The following is a 19431-nucleotide window of genomic DNA, read 5'->3' on the forward strand; positions in this document are numbered from 1 at the left end:
TCCGGCGCCTCGACCATCAAGCGCGCCGAGGCACAGTTGCTTCAGGGCGCCCCACAGCAGGCCCTTGCCCTCATCGAGGCCCAGCCGCCCTACGAGGACAAAGCACTTGAGACGCAGCGCCTGTGGGTTGGCGGCCACGCCTTCCGCGCCCTGGGTGATCCCTACAAGGCCGTTGTCTGGTATAGCCACGCGGCCAAGCTCATGGACGCCAAGCAGCTCAAGGCCAAGTTCGCAGCTGAGCAAGGCCTCGACGCCCTGTGGATCGACGTGTGGCGCAGGCAGTTCTGGGCCTTTGTGGGCAACCCTTCCGCCTCTCGCGATGCCCTTGAACAGACCCTGCGCACCCTGCAGGAACAGGCCGAGACCGCCTGGGGACAGGAAAATTTCTGGCTTAAGTCCAAGGAAGCCCTGACAATGGCCACCGGCGATGAGACGCCCGCCCCGGCCAAGGCTGAAAAGTCCGCCAAGGACGGCGTGCTTGCCGTCAGCGCGGTCGACCGCCAGCTCATCGCCCAGGCCGTGGCCGCGGCCAGCCTGGAGGACTACGCCAGAGCCAAGGGCTTCCTGGCTGAGATCTCCACACCCGCCCTGCGCGACTTCTGGTCCGGCCTGCTGACCTTCCTGGCCAGTGGAAAATCTCCGGAGGCCAAGGCGCTCAACGCCTCCGGCTATGCCAAGGCCGCGGGCTTCTGGAACGCCAACCTGCTGGCCCCCTATGCCAGCAGCCGCGAGGAATGGCTGCTGGGCAGCAACGCCGCCTCCTGGACCAAGTTCAAGACCAACCTGACGCAGCTTTCCAAGGACGAAGCCCAGGAGGCCGTGAACAAGGAATTGCAATCCCTGCTTCTTTCCGACGAAATGTCGCGTCTCCTGCGCTCCCTCAAGTTCATCCTCACTCTGGAGGACGGCAATGTGGAGGCGGCCCATGAGATTTGGAACGGCTTGGACAAGCGCAAGCTGCCCATCTGCCTGCGCGTGGCGGGCGGACTCATGTTCCAGGAGGACATGAAGACCCTGCTGCCCCAGGAGATCGGCGCGGCGGCCAAGCTCTCCCCTGCCCTCTCCGCCCTGCTGGCCGCTGGCGGCACGGGCACGCCCCTGGCGGGAGAAGCACCGTTCTGGACCAAGATCGAGGTTGGCAAGGGCAGCAATGTCAACAAGATATGGCCGCTTGATCGGCTGTTGGTGCTCTCTGACTGGCAGGCCCGCTGGGCCGCCGGTCCGGGTTCCGAGCTGGCCCGCCGCTCGGCCTTCCTGTTCCCTGATACCGGGTACGGGTACGACTGTTTGATCTACCTGACGCAGAAGGCTGTGGAAAACCGCTCCTTCCAACTGGCAGAGGCTTACCTGGGACGCATGTCTACGTTGTCGACTGACAAAAAACGCAGTATCTCCCGCCTGAGTCTGAAGGCCAAGATGGAGCGGGACTCCGGCAAGGACGAGCAGGCCTTGGCCACCTATCAGGAAATGCTCGGCTTCGGCTCGGATATGGATCCCAAGGCCCGCCTGGACATCGCCACCTTCCTGCAGCTCAAGGGCGACTTCGAGGGCGGCCGCAAGCAGCTCCAGATCCTTTGGGACCAGCGCGACAAGATGCCCCGGCCCCTGCAGGCGGAGATCCTGTTCTGGCTTGGCGAAGGCGAACATTCCCTCAAAAACTACGACGCCGCCCTCGACTATTACCTGCGCCTGGCCTACCAGTACCCGCAAGAGCCCATGTGGCCCACCGTGGCCATGTACCGTTCGGCCATGATCTATGAGATCAAGGGCAATTACGAGACGGCCAAGAAGCTGCTCAAGTCCGTCATCGCCACGGCGGACACCAAAGAAGCACAGGAAGCGGCCAAGAACCGCCTGAGCGCTCTGGAGAACAAGACCGGCAAGCCCGCCACCAAGGAATCCGGCGAGCCTGTTTATCCCTTCTAGACCACACGACACGCACCGATCCACCCAGGAGACCAACATGGCCGAGGATTTCCGCACTTTGCTCAAGGATGACATGAGAAATGACGAGACCGGCGAACGCTGGTTTCAGGATATCGAGATCAGCGAGGTGTTCTTCTTCTCCGTGCAGGCCAGCGCTTTGCACGCTTCCACGCCAGAGGCCCTGCTGGACGACGTCATGGGCTACGAGGCCTTCCAGGTGACGGTCCAGAGCAAGCACGGCGTGTTCGCTCATGGCAGGCGCGGAGCCTGGCAGCACCTGGAGGACAAGTCTTGGTGGCCGCTGTTCGAGGCGGACTCGCCCATCATCTACATGGCCGAGAACGTGCCCACGGCAACCGTGCAGCAGATTTACGAGGACCTGCTGGCCTGCGTGGACCAGCACCCGGAGATGATCACGAAGAAATGCCAGCGGCTGCAGGCCTGCTAGGCTAGCTCAAGACAAGAAGAGAACGAAGGCTAGGCCTGCCCGCCGTTGTCCGGATCGGATTCCGCAGCGGCGGGCTGGCCTTTGCCCCGGCTGAGCACATGCTTGCCCGCCATGAGAAAGAGCCCGAAGCCCAGAGTCACGGCCACCAGGCGCACAAGACGCCCGGTGTCGCCGTCGAGCATGAAGCCGCCGGTCTGCTGACCCAGATACGAGAAGACGAGGCACAGCGGAGAGGAAAACACGAAGGTGCCCCAGGCGTAGGTCCACAGCCGCAGGGACGTGAGTCCGAGCAGAAAGTTGACCACGCTGGTGGGCACGGCGGGGTTCAGCCGCACAAAGGCCACGGCCTTCCACTGCCCCCTTTCCAGGCTGGCGCTGATGCGTTGCAGAAGCGGGGAGTTGAACCCGCGCGCAAAGGGCTGGCCAAAGGCCGAACGAGCGAAGACGAAAGCCAGTATGGCGCCCATGGTGCTGCCAAGCAGCGCGTAGACGGCGCCGAAGGCTGCGCCCCAGAGAAAACCCGCGCCGAGATTCAGCGGCAGGGTGGGCAGCATGAACAGCATGGCCAAAGCGTAAATGCCGATGAAAGCCAGCGGCGCCAGCACAGGGTGGCTGCGCACCGCCTCGACGACGCCGCTTGAGGTCAGCATGTTCTGGTCCCACAGACGCCAGGCCAAGCAGGCGAACACTGCGAACAGCACAATGAGCACCACGCGTTGCGCGGCACCAAAACCGGTCTGCCGTTTCTTTTCCTGAACGGTGGGGAGCGTGGCGGCCATCTGGTCCTGTCGCTGGGGAGTTGCACGAAGGGCCGCGCGCGTGCGTCGGCCGGTTGCGATTGCCGTCGTAGTCCTATACCAACAGCGTCTGGCTCGTAAAGCCTGGAGATGCCCAGGCGCGACGCACCGCACAATCTTTCCGGGGTTCAGGTCTGATGCCCACACAACAGCTTTCTTTCCAGCCCGCGCGGCGTGACGTGCTGCTTCTGCTTTCACTGGCCCTGCTGTGCTACGCCGACAAGATTCTCCTGGGGCCCCTGGCCAGCATCGACATTTATGACAGCCTGGAAGTTCACTTCGCGCATTTCCAATCCATGTGGCGGCTGTGGACCCAGTACGGCCCCTTCAGCTGGTACCCCTTCCACGCGGGCGGCGTGCCCAGCTTCGTGGGCCAGCACCCGCCCTGGCACCCGGCCGTGCTGCTGGCCGGCACCCTGCCCCTGTGGACACTTTCGCTCCTCTGGAACTGCGGGCAGATGTTCCTTGCGGGATACGGCCTGTACCGTTTCCTGCCCCTTCTGCTCGGCACCTCGCGCCGCATGGCCCTGCTGGTGGCCTCCCTGGTATCCCTTACCTGGATCAGCGGGAATGTGCATTTCGTTATGTCCTATGCCTTCCCGGCCGTGTTCGTGTGGTGCGTGGAACTCTTCCGGCGCGGCAGCACCCGGCGGACCAAGCTCAAGGCCGCAAGCCTCATCGCCCTCATGAGCCTGCTCTCCTTTCCGGTACTCACGCTGCCGCATTTCCCGGTGCTGCATCTGGCGCTGGTGCTGCTTCTTGGCCGCCACCTGCCGGATTTCCGCCGCCAGGTGGCCGGGGTGTTCCTCATCTGGACCGCCTACGTGCTGCTCTACCTCCCGTCCATTGCGAGCCTGTTTCTTTACATCCCCTATACCCAACGTGAGTGGGATTTCCGGTATCCAGGCCTGCTCATGGCTCTGGTCGACTTCTTCTCCTGGCTGCGCGGCCGCCTGGCCGATCAGCAGCTCATCGCACTGCTGCTCTTGGGCTTGCCGTTCTTGTCGCGCCGCAACCTGCGCATCTCGTATGCCTTCCTTCTGGCCATGCTTGTGGTAGCCGGTGTCTTCACCAGCGACCTCAAGGGCTTGTTTCAGGGCAGTTTCCTGCTCAAGATGGACTTGTTCATGTTCGCCAACTGCCTGGGCATCGTCAGCGCCATTATCGTCGCCCAGGTGTTGGAGGTGCTCGCGGTGTCGGGCAAGCGCACGCACTGGTATTGGGGAATAGGTGTGGTGGCGCTGTTGCCGCTTTTTGGTGCCGCGCACAAGGTACTGGTTTACATATGCATCTTTGGTGCGGCCCTGGCCGGAGTGGCGCTGATGCGCATCAGCATGCAAAGTGGCGCCCCCGTCCGGGACAAGAGCGGCAGGCGCTGGGCAATCGCTCTGGTCGTCTGCCTAGCGGCCGCGGCCATGCTGGTGCGCCAGCAGAACATGACGAGTGGCATGTTCGCGCCATATGCACAGGGGATGCTTGGGCACAAGGATCTTTCCCAACTTGCCGCCACCGGAGCGAAAGAGCCCTTCCGCGTGGCCTGCGTGGACGTGCATCCCGCAGTGGCACAGAATCTTGGCTTGGATACCGTGGGTGGCAAATCGCCATTGTTCAACAAGTACTATAAGGAATTGGTGCGTGAGGCCATCCGACCTCAATTCTCCAAGCCATCGCAATTGCAGGCTTTCGATAACCTCTGGCGGCAGTTGTACCTCACGCGTCTTCAGATCGACCTGGATCAGCGGTCCTGGGTTCTGGACAAAGCCCCGACGCGTTCCGTGGCGGACTTCAATTGGGACGCCCTGCGGGCCATGAACGTGACCCATGTCATCGCCTCGCGCGAGATGGCGGGAATGGACGCCGTAGCCGAGTCGCATACGATTTCTGCTGGTTACGGGGATGAAACGCCACTTCTTGCGCGATTTGGCGGCCCTTTTGGTAACAAATTGCGCGATCGCTACAGCCTTCCGCTACACATATATACACTTAAGGACACTCTGCCCCGCGTGTATCTTGCCACGCCGCAGATTCAGGAAACGCGGGACGAAGCGTTGCAGGCCCTGGCGCAGTCGGACATGACGGCATTGCACCGGCGCGTATTCGTCGCGCGGGAAGATATGGGAGAAGGCGCGGCGGAATGGCTGGGTCTTCAACCTGAAACGCAGCCCGGAGCAGCCCCCCTTGGAGAGGTGCGCATCAGCTCCTGGTCGCCGGACCGCATCGTGATGGAAGGCACGGCCGCGCGGCCTTGCGTGCTCGTTGCGGCCAACAACTTCGACCCGCACTGGACGGCCATTGGTCCGGATGGCCTGAAAATACAGTCCTTCCGCGTCAACAACGCTTGGCAGGGCTACGCCATCGAGCAGCCCGGCCCCTTCCATCTGGAGCTGACCTACTCGAACCCGCTCATCTGGCGGCTCAATCTGGCCTCGCTGCTTGGCCTGGGGCTCATGTTCATCGGCGTGCTTTGGGGGCGCGGGCAAGAGACGTCTTTGGCCGCCGCGCCGGATGCGCAACCGTTCGGCCTAATCCACCTGTCCTGGCGGACCGCCCTGCTTTCCGGTTGTGCCGCGGCGTTGGTCTGGGCCTTGGCCTTTGGCCTCTTCATCATGAACAAGCACAAAGGACCGCAGGCGGAGAGCTTCGCCTACGCCCTGGCCACAATCCCGGCCCTTGGCGTGCTGGTGGCCTGCTGGACAAGGAACCTGCTGCGCCGTTTTTGATTCCCCTGCTTCTCTTTGCCAAAAAGCAAAACGGCCGCCTTGTCACCAGGGCGGCCGTTTGAACATGCTGTGAAATGTGTTTGGGTCAGCTCTACTTCCACCAGACCACTTCGCGCAGGAACTGGAAGTAGTAGGCCGCGCCCCAGCGCAGTACCTGCAGTTTACGCTCGCCGCCGATGCGTGGGGGTTCGTCGCCGGGAATCTCGGCAATCTTGAGCTTGCGTTTGGCCGCGCGGCAGGAAAGAAGCGGCTCCCAGCTGATCTTGGTGCCGAAGAGTTTTTCCGGCAAGGCGTAGGCCGCGTCGCCCAAGAGGTCCAGGTCGTACACCAGCTGCTTCTTGTAGGCGCGGTAGATGACCATGACGTCGGTGTAATGTCCGCCGTGCAGCAGATTCACAGTACGAGTGAACAGCCAGTTGCCGAAGGCCGTTACGATGTCGTCGTCCGCGCTCTTGGCCGGGCCGAGGTAGCGCGAGGCGATGACCATGTCGTAGCCTTCCTTCATCTTATTGATGAGGTCGGGCAGGAGTTCTGCCACGGAGTTGCCGTCCGGGCTGAAAGTGATGATCACGTCGCCCTCGACCAGGGGCATGACTTCTTCGTACGCGTGGCGGAACCCGCGTTTCTTCTGCACGTACACCTGATAGCCCTGCTCGCGCGACCATTCGATGGTGCCGTCCGTGGAGCCGCCGTCGACCACGATGATCTGGTCCACCCAATCGGGCTTGATGCTCGGCATGATGGCCTTCATGCCTTCGATTTCATTCAAGGTCATGACCAGAAGCGTCGTCTTCATTGGGGGCTCTCTCGGAGGAAGTGGCTGCCCGGTCGGGCGGTGGGAAACTATATGACCGCGTTGTCTCTGTCCAGCGTCTTTTCCGCCATTTTCACAATATGGCGCATGGTGTCTTCGCCGAACTTGCTGCGGATCATGTTCAGGTAGCGCGGATTCTTGTAGTAGGCGTCAAAGGCGTAGTCGCGGAAGGCCAACACCTGGCCACCGGAAAGATACTTCGTGGGCAGGGGCAGGCAATCGCGGCTGTACTGCGAGAAGCCGTTCCAGGTCGCGGGAAGCGGCAGGCCCTGCGCCACGGCGTCGTCGTAGAGTTTGGAGCCTGGGTAGGCCATGGCGGAATAGATGTTCGCCCACTCGGCGTTGATCTCCTGCATGAGGGCATTGGTCTCCTGCATGGAGTCGTAGTCGTCCTCCGGCAGGCCGAAGATGAAATTGGCGCAGATGTGCTGGCCTTGGTCGTAGGTCATTTGGGCCACGCGCAGCACCTTGTCCAACTGGTAGCCCTTGGTCACGTCCTCGATGACGCGCTTGCTGCCGGACTCGAAGCCGTAGGCGATCCAGTTGACCCCGGCCTTTTTCATGGCTTCGAGCATGCGCTCGGAAACCGTGTTCACCCGCGCATAAGCCCAGAAGTTCAGGTCGTAGCCGCGGCTGGCGATCTTGCCGCACAGCTCCAGCACGCGCTTTTCGTTTACAGCGAAGAGCTCGTCCATGATCTTGATGTTGCGCACGCCGTAGGTGTTGACCAGAAAATCGATCTCCGCCAGCACGGAATCCACCCCGCGCGAGCGCAGGCGATGCTCGCCGAAGAGCGCGTTGATGCAGCAGAACGAGCACTGGTACGGGCAACCCAGGCTGGTGTACAGCGTGGCATAGGGCTGGCGGCGGGTCACGTCGTCGAAGCAATGCCAGTTGTGCGCCCGGTAGCGCTCCATGGGCAAAAGGTCCCAGGCGGGCATGGGCAGTGTGTCCAGATCCTTCCACATTTCCGGCATGATTCCGGGCATGATGTGCCCGTCTTGCCGCCACCACAGGCCGGGGATGCCCGCAAAGGCGTCGGCCTTGGCCTTGAGCGCGTCGATGAGCGGCGGGAGGGTGCGCAGGCCCTCGCCTTGGATGACGAAGTCGGCCGCTTCCTCACGAAGGCTGCGTTCCGGCAGGGCGCTGAGGTGCAACCCCGTGAGCGCAAGCGCCGCCTGCGGGGCCAGTTCCTTGATGCGCCGGGCGATGGCGCCCACGCCGGTCATGTTCATGGTCGAAGCGGACGGGTTGTGGCCGGAGGCCATGACCACGGTCAGCAGCGCGCCGCGGTCCACAGCGGCCTGCGCCACCTCGTTCCAGCCCAGGCCGTCTGTTTCGGCGTCCAGGATTTCCACGCCATAGCCTAGGCCGCGCAGATAACCACCAAGGATGCCCGCCCACAACGGCGGCTCGATGGCCGTCAGATCATAGTCCGACAGGCTGCCGTAGAGCTGCTTCTGGCTGCCGGGCTTGATGAACAGGACGTCTGGTCTGCGCGATGGCATGGCTCCCCTGCCCCCTACCCTTCCACCGAGTTCAGCACTTGGCAGAGCTCCACGATGCGCTCGGCCTCCAGGGTCGGGTAGTTGCCGATGTAATAGGCGAAGAAGTGGATGTGCTCCACTTCCGGGAAGTCCTTCCAGCAGCCGTCGGGCACAATGCCCTTCAGATAGTGCTGGCGCAGCTGGTTGCCGCCGCCCGCGCTGCCGCGCCGGAACTCGATGCCGCTCTCGCGCATCTTGTTTTCCAGGCGTTCGCGCAAGCCCACGTCGGGCTTGTTCAGCACCAGGTTGAAGGCGTAGTTGCAGCTGCCCTCGAGGTCGAAGTCCGTGCGGTACTTCACCGGATCGATGTGCTTGAGAAACAGCTCGAAGTTCTCGCGGCGGCGCTGGTTGCAGGAATCCAGGCGCTTCAGCTGGCTTCTGCCCAGCACGGCGTTGATTTCCGTACTGCGCACGTTGAAGGCCGGGAAGGCGAAGATGAAGTCCGGCGAGAGTTCCGGGTTCTCCGCCGCGTAGCGCGCGCGCAGCTCCGGGCTCTCGGCCTCGCGCACCATGCCATGGGAGCGGAACATGCGGATGGCGTCGTAAAAGGCGTCGTCGTTAGTGCAGACCATGCCGCCCTCGACGGTGCTCATGTGGTGGGCAAAATAAAAGGAGAAGTTCGAGGCCAGACCGAAGGAGCCCAGGCGCCGGTCCCTGAAGGTGGCCCCGTGGGACTCGCATACGTCCTCGATGAGCGGGATGTTGCGCTTTTCCAGCTCGGCCAGCAGCCGGTCGGACAGGCCGTTGAAACCCTGCACGTAGGTCAGAAACACCGCGCGGGTGTTCTCGTTCAGCTTGGCGATGACCTGGGGCTCGTCCATGCACAGGTTGCGCGGATTGATGTCCACGAACACGGGCGTGAAGCCGTTCTGCAGCACGGATGCGATGTCCGACACCCAGGTGAGGGTGGGCACGATGACCTCACCCCCACCGTACAGGTGCTTCAACGCACCCATGGTGATGAGGTTGGCCGAGGCCCCTGAGTTCACGAACACGCTGTGCTTTACGCCAAGCCACTGGGACCATTCCTGCTCCAGGGCGCGCACGTTGGCGGACTGGGTAAGGCGCGGCATGCCCTGCAAAAATTCGATGAGCACGTCCAGGTCCTGACGGGTCACATTGTCTTCCATCAACGGCCACTTGAAACCCATGGCTATTTCTCCGGTATGTTTGCGATTATTTCTGGCTCAGGTACCAGTCATAGGTTCTGCGCAGGCCCTGGGCGAAATCAACTTTGGGCGACCAGCCAAGCCCGGCCAGGCGCGAGGAATCCAGCACCTTCACCGGCATGCCGTCGGGCTTGGACACGTCATACTCCAGCCGCCCGGAAAAGCCGGTAACCCCTTGCAGCATCTCCGCCAGCTCGGCAATGGACACGGCCGAACCGGAGCCGATGTTCAGCGGCCCCTCCCAGCTGTGCTCCAGCATGAGGAACACGGCCGCGTCGGCCACGTCGTCCACGTACAGAAATTCGCGCCGGGCCTTGCCCGTGCCCCAGATGGACAGGGAGGCCTCGCCCGTGGCCTTGGCCTCGCGCATGCGCGCCATGAGCGCACCCACCACGTGGGAGTTCTCCGGGCTGAAGTCGTCGCCCGGGCCGAAATAGTTGGTGGGCACCGCGATGTTGAAATCAAGCCCGTGCTGCTGGCGCATGGCCCGGCACAGCTCCAACCCCGCCAGCTTGGCCGAGGCGTAGGCCAGGTTCGTGGGCTCCAGCGGGCCCGTGTACATGCTGTCCTCGCGGATGGGTTGGACGGCGTCCTTGGGGTACACGCAGGAACTGGCCAGATAGAGCAGCTTCTTCGCGCCCGTGCGCTGGGCCGCATGGAGGACGTGGGTGGCGCAGAGCAGGTTGTCCAGGATCAGGTCAGCCGGCGCGCGGCGGTTCAGGCCGATGCCCCCGGCCTTGCCTGCGGCGTAGACCACCCAGTCGGGCTTTTCCGCGTCGAAGAACGCGTCCACGTCCGCCTGATCGCGCAGATCAGGCTCCTGTGCGCCGCGTCCGGCGAAAACGCCCTGCCCCGCCGCCTCAAAGGCCCGCAGAATGGCGCTTCCAAGGGCCTTGCCGCCACCGGCCACAAAGATTTTCGGCGTGCTCATGCCCCGCGCACCGCCTTCACGATACCTGCCTTGATCTCGTCCTTGCCGATGTAGTAGGCGCGCTCCAGAGTGTAGCCGCTGGGCGTGGGCAGGTCCGGGTTGCACACGCGCACGATGGGCGCCTTGAGGCTGGCGAAGCCTTTTTCCGCAACCATGGCGGCAATTTCCGCCGTCACGCCGCCGGTCTTCCAGCCGGTGTCCGTCACCACCAGGCGGCCGGTGCGCGCCACGGAGGACAGGATCAGCTCCTCGTCCAGCGGTCGCAGGGTGCGCGGGTCGAGGACCTCGGCCTCGATGCCTTCCTCGGCCGCAAGCTCCTGGGCGGCGGCGAAGGAATCGGCCACCAGGTGCGAAAGGGCCACCACGGTGACGTCCTTGCCCGCGCGGCGGATGACGCCCTTGCCGATGGGCACGGTGTATGGCTCCGGCGGAACGATGCCGCGCTGCTTGAAGTTCATGCGATGATCGATGATGAGCACGGGATTGTTGTCCGCGATGGCCGCGAGCATCAGCCCCTTGGCGTCGAAGCAGGTGGCGGGCATGATGAGCTTCAGGCCCGGCACGTGGTTGAACAGACCCTGCAAGGCCTGGGAATGCTGCGCGGCGGAGCCCCAGCCCCGGCCCACGCAAGCCCAGAACACCAGCGGCACGCAGGAGGTTCCGCCGAACATGTAGTGCCACTTGGCCGCGTGGTTTACCAGCTGGTCCATGGCCAGAAGCAAAAAGTCCGGGCGGTTGTGGAAATACACCGGACGCATGCCGCCAAGGGCCGCCCCCACGGCCACGCCGGAGAGCGCCGTCTCGGCCAGGGGCGTATCGAATACGCGCTCTGAGCCGTATTTCAAATGAAGGCCGCGCGTTGCGCCGAACATGCCCGAGGGGTCATCGACCCCCTGGCCCATGACGAACACGCGCGGGTCAAGGGAAAGGGCCTGGGAAAGGGCCTCGTTGATGGCCTCGGCGTAGCTGACGCGGCGGCTGTCCGGGCTTTCCGGCTGTCCGTTGGCGAGGAAATCCGGCTCGTTGGTGTCCGGTTTGATGCGTGACCAGGGCATGGCGGCTACTCGCAGAAAAGATGGTTGTGCAGGTCGTCCGCCGTGGGCAGCGGGCTTTGCCGTGCGAATTCAAAGGCCGCGTCGATTTCGGCGGCGATATCGGCCTCAAGCCCGGCCAGGACCTCAGTCGAGAGCACCCCCTCGGCCAGCAACTTGCGCTGGTAGGCGCACACCGGGCAGCGTTCCTGCCAGGCCTTGATCTCCTCCGGATCACGGTAGCCCTTGGGATCCTGCTGCCAGCAGCCGGCGTGGCCCAAAATGCGGTAGGTCACGCACTCGATGAACGAGGGACCTTGCCCGGCCCGGGCACGCGCCACTGCTTTTTGTGCAGCCTCAAGCACGGCTTCCGGATCATTGCCATCCAGCTTGGCCGTGAACAAAAGCTCCGGGTCCGCGCCCTTGTGGAACACGTTGTCCGCGCAGTGGCGCGTGGCCGTGGGCGAACACACGGCCCAGCCGTTGTTCTCCAGCACGTAGACCACCGGCAGTTTTTTAAGCATGGCGAAGTTCACGGATTCGTACAGCGTGCCCTCATCGGCCGCACCGTCGCCGAAGAACACCGCACTCACGCGGTCCAGGCGCTGCATCTGGAAAGCCAGGCCCTGGCCCGTGCCGATGGGGATGCCGCCGCCAACGATGGCGCTGGTGCCCATGTTGCCGTGGGCCACATCCACCAGGTGCATGCTGCCGCCGTACCCGCCGGAGCAGCCCGTGCTCTTGCAGAACAGCTCGGCCATCATGGCCTTCAGGTCGCCACCCTTGGCCAGATAGTGCCCATGGCTGCGGTGGTTGCTGTTGATGGCGTCGTCATCGCGCAAGCAGGCGCACACGGCCGTGGCGATGGCCTCCTGCCCGATGTACAGGTGCACCGGGGTCTTCATCTCGTCCTTCATGTACTCGGACTCGATGCGCTCCTGCACGCGGCGGATGCGCAGCATGCCGCGGAAAAGCTTCAGCTTCGTCTCGCTGGTCAGGGCCATGGGCTAGTCCTTCAGGGTGCCCAGCTCGCGGAAGGAGCTGATGCTGCGGTTCCTGCGGTCGCGCTCGCTTTGGCGGTAGTCCGCGCTCTGCGGCTCGTAGAAGATGATCTGGCTGCCGTGGCGGCAGAAGGTGAAGGGCACGTGCAGCAGCTCGGAAAGCTCCTCGCGCACACGCTCACGCGCGGAGGGCGGCACGAAGAGCAGCAGAAAACCGCCGCCGCCGGCGCCGATGAGCTTGCCGCCGATGGCCCCGTTCTCCCGCGCGCGGGCGTAAAAATCGTCCACCACGCCATTGGAGATGTTCGGGCTGAGGGAACGCTTGGCGCTCCAGGCTTCGTTCAGCAATTCTCCGAAGCCGCAGATGCAGCGGTTGCTCTGCACAATCTTGATGCCCTCGTCCACCATGCCGTGCATGGTGCGCAAAAGCGCTTCCTTGGCGCCAAGGTTTTCCACGTAGGTATCGGCCACATCCGAGGCCGTGCGCATGATGCCCGTGTAGAAGAGCATCAAATGGTCGGAAAGTTCGGTGAGCCGCGAGCGGGACAAGGTCAGCGGGCGCACTTCGATCTCGCCGTCCTTATGAAAGATGATGTGGTTGAACCCACCGTAGGCTGCGGCGCACTGATCCTGGGAGCCGACGGTTTCCTTGATGAGGTCCTGTTCGATCTGGATGCTCTCCCGCGCCAGCTGTTCCTTGGAGGGCATCTGGCCCTTGAGGGCGTACAAAGCATGCAGAAGCCCCACAGTGAAGGAGGAGCTGGAGCCCATGCCGCTGCGCGCGGGCAGGTCGCCGTCGTGGTGGATCTCCACGTTGCGGTCAAAATTCATGAAGCGCAGGGTTTCGCGGATGGCCGGGTGTTTGATGTCCTCAAGGCTCTGGCACTGCTCGATCTTCGAGTACACCGCGCGGATCTTGTGCTCGAAAAAAGGCGGCAGGTAACGCAAGGTTATGTAGCAGAATTTGTCTATGGCCGTGGACAAGACCTGGCCGCCGTGCTCCCGGTACCAACCTGGATAGTCGGTGCCGCCGCCGAAGAACGAGACGCGAAACGGGGTTCTGCAGATGATCATGCGTGCTCCACGCCGCTGCTTGCGCGTGCGGCCAGGATGGATTCGATGATGCCGGCGGCCTCGGAAAGCCCGGCCGCGACGTGATGAGGGCGGCAATCGCCTGCTGCGGCATGGGCCGCGCCATAGCCCGTGGTGACAAGAAATGTCGTGGCGTTCACTACCAGACCCATATCGACATCGCAAGGCTTGTCGCCGATGACGAAGCTCCGCGCAGGATCAAGGCCCAGCTCGCGGCTGGCGCGTTCGATAAGCCCGGGCAGGGGCTTGCGGCAACCGCAGGGTTCCCCTGCTCCGTCCTTGCCCGGCGCGTGCGGGCAGATGTACAGAGCGTCCAGGCGCACGCCTTGCGCCGCCAGAAGCTCGATGAGCCGCCCGTGCACCCGCTCTACCGCGTCGCGGCCGAAGTAGCCCCGTCCCACACCGGACTGGTTGCTCACCAGCACCAGCCGGAGGCCGAGTGCCACCATGCGGCGCATGCCTTCCGCCGCGCCGGGCAGAAGCTCCACGCCGTCTGGATCATGCAGGTAGTGCTTTTCCACGATGACCGTGCCGTCGCGGTCGAGGAACACAGCCGGGCTCAGTTTGTCGCCCGCAGCCTCGTCCCCAAGCAGAAAACGTCCGGCGGAAGCGTAGGATTCCGGCGTGCCGATATCCAGAAAACGCGCCTGTGCGCGATAGGCGCACAAAGCGCTGGCCTCGGCCAGGGCCGGGAACACGTCCTGCTCTATGGACGCGGATTGGCCGGGAGCCACGGCCTCCAGACAGGACGGGTGCAGCAGGTACACGCCCGCGCTGATCCAGCCCGGACCGCCCTGGCCCTTTTCCACAAAGCCCGTCACCCGGCCGGAAATATCCGTGCTGACACTGCCGTAGCGCGCGGCGTCCTTCACGGGCACCAGCAGCAACGCGCCGGGTTCTTGCCGCATCTCGAACCAGCGCAGATATTCCGCGAGGTTCGCATCGGTCAGGGAATCGCCATTGATGCACAAGGCCAGCTCGGCCGGATGCCGGGAAAGGGCCAGCTTCAGCGCCCCGCCCGTGCCCAGGGGTTCGTCCTCGCGCGAGTACAGAAGCTCCATGCCCCGGTATGAGGGACCGAGGGAATCCTCGAGCATCTGTGCCATGTGTCCTGTGCACAGGACCACGCGCGCGAGGCCGAAGTCAGCCAGCGCGTCGAGCAAATGGTAGATGTACGGGCGACCCAGGATCTCGGCCAAGGCCTTGGGGCGGTCGGGCACGGCCTGGCGGAGGCGGGTTCCGAACCCGCCCGCCAGGATATACGCCGTTACGGAGTCAAAACCGGGCATGCACTAGACGTTGGCGAAACGGTTGGGCTTCAGGATCTTATAGCCCTTCAGCAGTTCCACGATGCCGTCGTCCAGGCTGTGGTCCGGGCTCCAGCCCAGACCCTCAATCTTGTCATTGCTCACCAGGTAATCGCGCTTGTCCGGATCTTCGCCTATGGCCGCGGAATGGATGTAGAAGTCCGGAACATACTGCTTGATCTTCTCGGCCAGTTGGCGCTTGGTCAGGTTGGCGGAGGAAAGGCCGACATTGTAGGCCTGCCCCTTCATCTTGTCGTAGTTGGCCATGCCGAACATGAAGGCCTTGGCCACGTCGCGCACGTGGATGTAATTGCGGCGGAAGTGGTCTTCGAACAGGATGACGCTCTTGTCCTTGAAGGCGCGGTAGGTGAAGTCGTTCACCAGCAGGTCCATGCGCATGCGTGGGCTCATGCCGAACACAGTGGCCAGGCGGAAGGTGATGGCGCTGCCCTTGTCCAGGAAGGCCTTCTCGATCTCGACCTTGGTCACGCCATAGGACGAGATGGGGCGCAGGGGGGACTCCTCTGTGCAGTAGGCGTCCTTCTCACCGATGCCATAACCGGAATTGGTGGTGGGGAAGATCACAAGCTGATCCTTGCTGGTGGCCTTGACCATGTTCAGGTGCGCCTCGCGGTTCACCATGTCGGTCAGGGTCGGGTTCAGCTTGCAGGCCGGCGCACCGACGATGGCGGCCAAAGGAATGATGATGTCATGCTTGGCGATGAGGCCGTTGATGAGCGCGTGGTCGCAGATGTCGCCCTTCACGAACTCAAAGCCCTTGTACGCGCAGCACTCCAAAAGCACGTGCTGCCCGTGCATCAGGTTGTCCAGCACGGTCACTTCATAGCCTTTTTCCAAAAGCAGGGGCACCAGGGTGGAGCCAAGGTAGCCAGCGCCGCCGGTGACGAAAACTTTCTGTGCCATCAGTCTCTCCATTATGGTTTCTGCCGCGGGCAGGGCCCGGCGGCGTGTGGCGAACTAGCGAAGAACGGGTTCCAGGGACTTCGACACGACATCGGCCACGAAGCGGGAGCCGTTGGCGTTCAGGTGAACCACGTCATACATGTAGTCTTTTGTTTTGGGAACCAGACGGTCAAGATCAATGAGCTGGACCTTCTGCTCGCGGGCCACGTCGCGCATGGCATCGTTCAGCGCCATGTAACCGGTGCGATACTGCTCGTAGGTGATGTGCCAGTTGTCGAACATGGGCTTAAGCTGCCTGAGCAGATTTTCGTCAGGTGATTCGAGATACCTGTTGAACTGTGTCATCAGCACAGGGGTGATGCCGTGCTGGCGGCAGATAAAGATGAAATGTTCAAGGTTCAATCGATAGCTTCGCGTGATCGCCTCGGGCTCGAATTTCTGCGCCATGCTGCGCTTGTCTGCGAACTCGTCGTCGCGTGCTGCGCTCGGCGGCTTGTGTCCGATGAGGTTATGGATGATCCATTGCTTAACCAGATTGTACTGTTTGTCTTGAACAAGGCCCCTGGTCGCGCTGGGGCTCCAGTAAGACCCGGCAACGGCAAGAAAGGTCAGGTCGTTGATGCATTCCATGAGCACCGCGACACGGGGCTTCATGGGCAGCACCTTGCCCTGCAGCAACAGCAGGCAATGCAGGGTGTTGTTGCCAGCGTAGCCGCCATTGTAGCTGTTTATGCGCTTTCCCAGCGAGGCCTCAAGCTGACGGCCCACCAAATATGGAAAACGCTCCTCCTCGCCCATGAAATGGCATTCCGTGGTGGAACCGCCGAGGAAGACCACGGAGGCATCCGGCTTCTCATGCACGGCGGAAGGTTTGATGAAACCGTTTTCATCCGCGCGCAAACGATAGAGCTTGTCCTCAAGCCCATCCGCCACGGCGAGAAGATCCCTGGAAGGCGCCTTGGAAAGGTCTGAACTCGGCCTGTGCTCGCGCATGATGAGGAAGCGCTCATAGCCTCTGTTCACCTCGTCGCGCACGACCTTGACCGCCAGAAGGGCGAGGCCCAACAGAACGAGTCCCACAAGACTGAAGACAACCGCATACACGGCCTTGCGATTGCGCTCAAACCTGTTTTCGTGCGGATCTTTTGCCATGCCTCACGTCCTGTCTGCGCATTCAGGGGTACGCTTCGCGGTGTTGGAGTCAACAAAAAAGGAGATCAGCCTGGGCCAATCTCCTTCCTGTATTTTTTGGTGCCGAAGGGGGGACTCGAACCCCCATGAGATTTCTCCCACTACCACCTCAAAGTAGCGTGTCTACCAGTTCCACCACCTCGGCAAAGATCTTTACTTCTGCTCCCCTGCGGGCTCGCCCGGCTTGGGCAAAGCCTTCTCCTCGAAGGAGACGCCACCGGGGACCGGGGCTTGCGCCGGAGCAGGTGCGGTGATTCCAGCCGCGCCCTGCGTCATCAAAGTACTATCGCTCAAAGCACTAGGCTTTGTCAAGACATTGTATGCAAGAGAAGTGACGAGAAAAATTGCCGCCAGAACGCCGGTGATGCGCACGAGCAGACCGCCAGCACCGGTGCTGCCGAAAACGGAGCCCGAACCGCCGCCAAAGATGACGCCCATTCCCTCCTGACCGGACTGCAGGAGCACGAAGATCACCAGAAAGACGCAGGTCAGGATATGGATGGTCAAAACAAGGGTTTGCAACGTATTCTCCTCGAGTGTGGCCTGTGCGTCCTTTAAGCAAGGACGATGCGGCTGAAGTCGTCAGCCTTCAAGCTCGCGCCTCCTACCAGCACACCGTCGACATTGTCAAGCGCAATGATCTCAGCGGCATTGTCAGGCTTCACGCTTCCGCCATACAGAATGCGCATCCGGCGTGCCGGTGCGCCGAAGATTTCCTCCAACAATTTGCGCACCAGCACATGGGCCTCCAGGATCTCCGCCGGACCGGCGACCAGCCCGGTGCCAATGGCCCAAACTGGTTCGTACGCCAGGGAGATGTCCTCAGGGACCACATCTTTCGGCACGTCGGCCAGGCCGAGCCGGATCTGCCTCGTCAGCACCTCGGCCAGTTGTCCGGCCTTGCGTTCCTCAATTTTCTCGCCCACGCAGAGGATAACCTTGAGTCCCGCGGCCAGACCGAATGCGGTCTTCTGGCCGACAAAGGCGTCCAGCTCGCCCAGTACGTGCCTGCGCTCAGAATGGCCGGTAAGGGCGAAGGTCGCACCGGTGTCCAGCAACATGGCGGGCGAAATCTCGCCGGTGAAGGCCCCGTGCGTGGCCGGATAGAAATTCTGCGCCCCGGTGTGGAAGCGCCCTGCCCCTCCAATCCCTGCCATCGTGGCCGAGAGGGCCGTGAACGGAGGAATCACGAGGACCTCGCGTCCGGGCGGGAGGGCGGCGGACAGACGCACCAAGTCCTCGGCAGTCTGCTTGGCCTCGGCCTGAGTCTTGTGCATCTTCCAGTTGGCGGCGAAAAGTTTGATCATGCCCGTGTGCTCCGCGGTCGAGACGTTCGTGCGTCCCGGCTTGTGTTCCTTATTCCGCGCCGTCTCCCGCAGCCGGGAAGTCCAGCCGGAACAACAGTGCGTCCTCTTTGTTATCGGGGTAATAGTTCTTGCGGGTGCCCACCTCGATAAACCCGAATTTTCGGTAAAGGTCAATGGCGCCGGTGTTAGAGCGCCGCACTTCCAGGAAACCCTGCAGGGCGTTCTCCCGTGTGCAGATGGCGATGGCCTCTCCCAGCAAGAGCCTGCCCAGCCCCTTGCGGCGGTGAAACGGGTGCGTGGCGATGTTCATGATCTCCATCTCCTGAGCGATAAGCGAGAAGGCCACATAGGCCAGCAGTACGCCGCGTTGACGGATGCCCAGGATGCGGAAGGCATGGCGCTCCAGGCCGAGAAGAAATTGCTCCCTGGTCCAGCGCGTGCGAAAGCACATGCGCTCAAGCTCCATTACCCCGCCGATGTCGTCCACCCCGAGGAGTTCGCAGTTCGCTGTTTGCATCCGGGCCTTGTCCTGCTATTTATTGATCCGCGCCATGCGCGCCGACCACTTACCTAATGAAAGGAGCATGCACGTGCCCGAAGTCCAGCCCGCCCCAGCTCCCCTTGTGGAAGTGCTCGACCAGTCGCGGCGCGTGGTGGCCCTGCTTCCAGCGAACGAGGCAGCGCGGCAGAAGCTGTGCCATCGCACGGTGGCCGTGCTGCTGTTCGACGAATTGGGACGCCTTGCTCTGCGCAGGCGACCCAAGACGCCAGCGGGCAAGCCAGGGCGCTGGGACGTTTCCGTGCGCGGTCCGGCCCTGGCCGGAGAATCCCTTCAGGACGCGGCCAGCCGGGCCCTGAAGGCGGAGCTTGGCATACATGCAGAGCGGCTGCGCCTGGTGCTGGAACTGCCCGCCCAGCCAGAAAACAACAATGAATTCCTGCACGTGTTCAGCCTTACCCGTCTGGATGGGGCTACTCCCTCCACTCAGGACCGGGAGTCGGGCGAATACAGCTTTTCGCCGGAAGAGCTTGATTGCCTGCTGCGCGACTTCCGCGAGCTCGTCTCGCCGCGCTTTTTGCTGCTGGCCGAGGCCATGAGCATCAAGGGGCTGTGGCGGCGGCGGCCCTGAGCACGTCCTGCATGGGCTCAAAGAGCCGGGCGTTGGACACAAGAATGTCCGGTCCCCCCAAGCGATAAAGCTCCGGCGTGCGCATCACGCCCACCC

General features: G+C 62.8%; 18 protein-coding genes and 1 tRNA gene. 4 read left to right on the top strand and 15 right to left on the bottom strand.

Going from position 1 to position 19431, the window contains the following annotated elements; genetic code table 11:
- On the top strand, positions 1 to 1926 hold a 1926-nt coding region (locus VN419_RS08200; RefSeq protein WP_325646355.1), incomplete at its 5' end, for a hypothetical protein.
- A 37-nt stretch (positions 1927 to 1963) separates the two neighbouring features.
- Positions 1964 to 2374 (top strand): hypothetical protein, encoded by a 411-nt coding sequence (locus VN419_RS08205; RefSeq protein WP_325646357.1) that lies wholly within the window; start codon positions 1964 to 1966, stop codon positions 2372 to 2374.
- A 29-nt stretch (positions 2375 to 2403) separates the two neighbouring features.
- Here the strand turns inward: VN419_RS08205 and VN419_RS08210 are convergent, their stop codons facing one another.
- Positions 2404 to 3153: a TVP38/TMEM64 family protein gene (locus VN419_RS08210; protein WP_325646359.1), complete on the bottom strand. Its 750-nt coding sequence runs from the start codon at positions 3151 to 3153 to the stop codon at positions 2404 to 2406.
- Between the two features lie 416 nt (positions 3154 to 3569).
- Between VN419_RS08210 and VN419_RS08215 the strand changes: the two genes are divergently transcribed.
- Complete coding sequence (locus tag VN419_RS08215) at positions 3570 to 5891, top strand: DUF6044 family protein (protein ID WP_325646361.1); 2322 nt, start codon at positions 3570 to 3572, stop codon at positions 5889 to 5891.
- 91 nt (positions 5892 to 5982) lie between these two features.
- On the opposite strand, the gene VN419_RS08220 is transcribed toward VN419_RS08215, so the two are convergent.
- From VN419_RS08220 to rimI, 14 genes are all read right to left on the bottom strand, one after another.
- On the bottom strand, positions 5983 to 6687 hold the full coding sequence (locus VN419_RS08220; protein ID WP_325646363.1) for a glycosyltransferase family 2 protein: 705 nt from the start codon (positions 6685 to 6687) through the stop codon (positions 5983 to 5985).
- Positions 6688 to 6734: 47 nt separating this feature from the next.
- Positions 6735 to 8213 carry a B12-binding domain-containing radical SAM protein gene (locus VN419_RS08225; protein WP_325646365.1) on the bottom strand — a complete coding sequence of 493 codons (1479 nt, stop codon included), beginning with the start codon at positions 8211 to 8213 and terminating at the stop codon, positions 6735 to 6737.
- Positions 8214 to 8227: 14 nt separating this feature from the next.
- Positions 8228 to 9403: a DegT/DnrJ/EryC1/StrS aminotransferase family protein gene (locus tag VN419_RS08230; protein ID WP_325646367.1), complete on the bottom strand. Its 1176-nt coding sequence runs from the start codon at positions 9401 to 9403 to the stop codon at positions 8228 to 8230.
- 25 nt (positions 9404 to 9428) lie between these two features.
- Positions 9429 to 10352, bottom strand: a complete 924-nt coding sequence (locus tag VN419_RS08235; RefSeq protein WP_325646369.1) for a GDP-L-fucose synthase — start codon at positions 10350 to 10352, stop codon at positions 9429 to 9431.
- Complete coding sequence (locus VN419_RS08240; protein WP_325646371.1) at positions 10349 to 11407, bottom strand: alpha-ketoacid dehydrogenase subunit beta; 1059 nt, start codon at positions 11405 to 11407, stop codon at positions 10349 to 10351. Before VN419_RS08240 ends, VN419_RS08235 begins: the two co-directional genes overlap by 4 nt.
- 5 nt (positions 11408 to 11412) lie before the next feature.
- On the bottom strand, positions 11413 to 12387 hold the full coding sequence (locus tag VN419_RS08245) for a thiamine pyrophosphate-dependent dehydrogenase E1 component subunit alpha (RefSeq protein ID WP_325646373.1): 975 nt from the start codon (positions 12385 to 12387) through the stop codon (positions 11413 to 11415).
- A 3-nt stretch (positions 12388 to 12390) separates the two neighbouring features.
- Positions 12391 to 13458: a kinase gene (locus tag VN419_RS08250; protein ID WP_325646375.1), complete on the bottom strand. Its 1068-nt coding sequence runs from the start codon at positions 13456 to 13458 to the stop codon at positions 12391 to 12393.
- Positions 13455 to 14765 (bottom strand): HAD-IIIA family hydrolase, encoded by a 1311-nt coding sequence (locus VN419_RS08255; protein ID WP_325646376.1) that lies wholly within the window; start codon positions 14763 to 14765, stop codon positions 13455 to 13457. The genes VN419_RS08250 and VN419_RS08255 overlap by 4 nt, the downstream gene beginning before the upstream one ends.
- Positions 14766 to 14768: 3 nt before the next feature.
- Positions 14769 to 15707 carry an NAD(P)-dependent oxidoreductase gene (locus VN419_RS08260; RefSeq protein WP_325646378.1) on the bottom strand — a complete coding sequence of 313 codons (939 nt, stop codon included), beginning with the start codon at positions 15705 to 15707 and terminating at the stop codon, positions 14769 to 14771.
- Positions 15708 to 15761: 54 nt separating this feature from the next.
- A complete protein-coding gene (locus tag VN419_RS08265) occupies positions 15762 to 16859 on the bottom strand; it encodes an SGNH/GDSL hydrolase family protein (protein ID WP_325646380.1) in 1098 nt (365 codons plus the stop codon).
- Positions 16860 to 16956: 97 nt separating this feature from the next.
- Positions 16957 to 17043: transfer RNA gene (locus tag VN419_RS08270), tRNA-Leu, on the bottom strand.
- Positions 17044 to 17051: 8 nt separating this feature from the next.
- Complete coding sequence (gene secG, locus VN419_RS08275; RefSeq protein WP_325646382.1) at positions 17052 to 17420, bottom strand: preprotein translocase subunit SecG; 369 nt, start codon at positions 17418 to 17420, stop codon at positions 17052 to 17054.
- Between the two features lie 32 nt (positions 17421 to 17452).
- Positions 17453 to 18205, bottom strand: a complete 753-nt coding sequence (tpiA, locus tag VN419_RS08280) for a triose-phosphate isomerase (protein WP_325646384.1) — start codon at positions 18203 to 18205, stop codon at positions 17453 to 17455.
- A gap of 49 nt (positions 18206 to 18254) precedes the next feature.
- A complete protein-coding gene (gene rimI / locus VN419_RS08285) occupies positions 18255 to 18722 on the bottom strand; it encodes a ribosomal protein S18-alanine N-acetyltransferase (protein ID WP_325646386.1) in 468 nt (155 codons plus the stop codon).
- A gap of 73 nt (positions 18723 to 18795) precedes the next feature.
- On the opposite strand from rimI, the gene VN419_RS08290 reads away from it, so the two are divergent.
- Positions 18796 to 19335 (top strand): NUDIX domain-containing protein, encoded by a 540-nt coding sequence (locus VN419_RS08290; protein WP_325646388.1) that lies wholly within the window; start codon positions 18796 to 18798, stop codon positions 19333 to 19335.
- Positions 19336 to 19431: the final 96 nt, after the last annotated feature.

The organism is Humidesulfovibrio sp. (assembly GCF_035560995.1).
Taxonomy (GTDB): domain Bacteria; phylum Desulfobacterota; class Desulfovibrionia; order Desulfovibrionales; family Desulfovibrionaceae; genus Humidesulfovibrio.

Coding starts and splice junctions, on each gene's coding strand:
- rimI (WP_325646386.1), bottom strand. CDS start 18,722: ATGCAAACAGCGAACTGCGAACTCCTCGGGGTGGACGACATCGGCGGG.
- VN419_RS08225 (WP_325646365.1), bottom strand. CDS start 8,213: ATGCCATCGCGCAGACCAGACGTCCTGTTCATCAAGCCCGGCAGCCAG.
- VN419_RS08235 (WP_325646369.1), bottom strand. CDS start 10,352: ATGAGCACGCCGAAAATCTTTGTGGCCGGTGGCGGCAAGGCCCTTGGA.
- VN419_RS08260 (WP_325646378.1), bottom strand. CDS start 15,707: ATGGCACAGAAAGTTTTCGTCACCGGCGGCGCTGGCTACCTTGGCTCC.
- VN419_RS08250 (WP_325646375.1), bottom strand. CDS start 13,458: ATGATCATCTGCAGAACCCCGTTTCGCGTCTCGTTCTTCGGCGGCGGC.
- VN419_RS08205 (WP_325646357.1), top strand. CDS start 1,964: ATGGCCGAGGATTTCCGCACTTTGCTCAAGGATGACATGAGAAATGAC.
- VN419_RS08230 (WP_325646367.1), bottom strand. CDS start 9,403: ATGGGTTTCAAGTGGCCGTTGATGGAAGACAATGTGACCCGTCAGGAC.
- VN419_RS08265 (WP_325646380.1), bottom strand. CDS start 16,859: ATGGCAAAAGATCCGCACGAAAACAGGTTTGAGCGCAATCGCAAGGCC.
- tpiA (WP_325646384.1), bottom strand. CDS start 18,205: ATGATCAAACTTTTCGCCGCCAACTGGAAGATGCACAAGACTCAGGCC.
- VN419_RS08210 (WP_325646359.1), bottom strand. CDS start 3,153: ATGGCCGCCACGCTCCCCACCGTTCAGGAAAAGAAACGGCAGACCGGT.
- VN419_RS08220 (WP_325646363.1), bottom strand. CDS start 6,687: ATGAAGACGACGCTTCTGGTCATGACCTTGAATGAAATCGAAGGCATG.
- VN419_RS08240 (WP_325646371.1), bottom strand. CDS start 11,407: ATGCCCTGGTCACGCATCAAACCGGACACCAACGAGCCGGATTTCCTC.
- VN419_RS08245 (WP_325646373.1), bottom strand. CDS start 12,387: ATGGCCCTGACCAGCGAGACGAAGCTGAAGCTTTTCCGCGGCATGCTG.
- VN419_RS08255 (WP_325646376.1), bottom strand. CDS start 14,765: ATGCCCGGTTTTGACTCCGTAACGGCGTATATCCTGGCGGGCGGGTTC.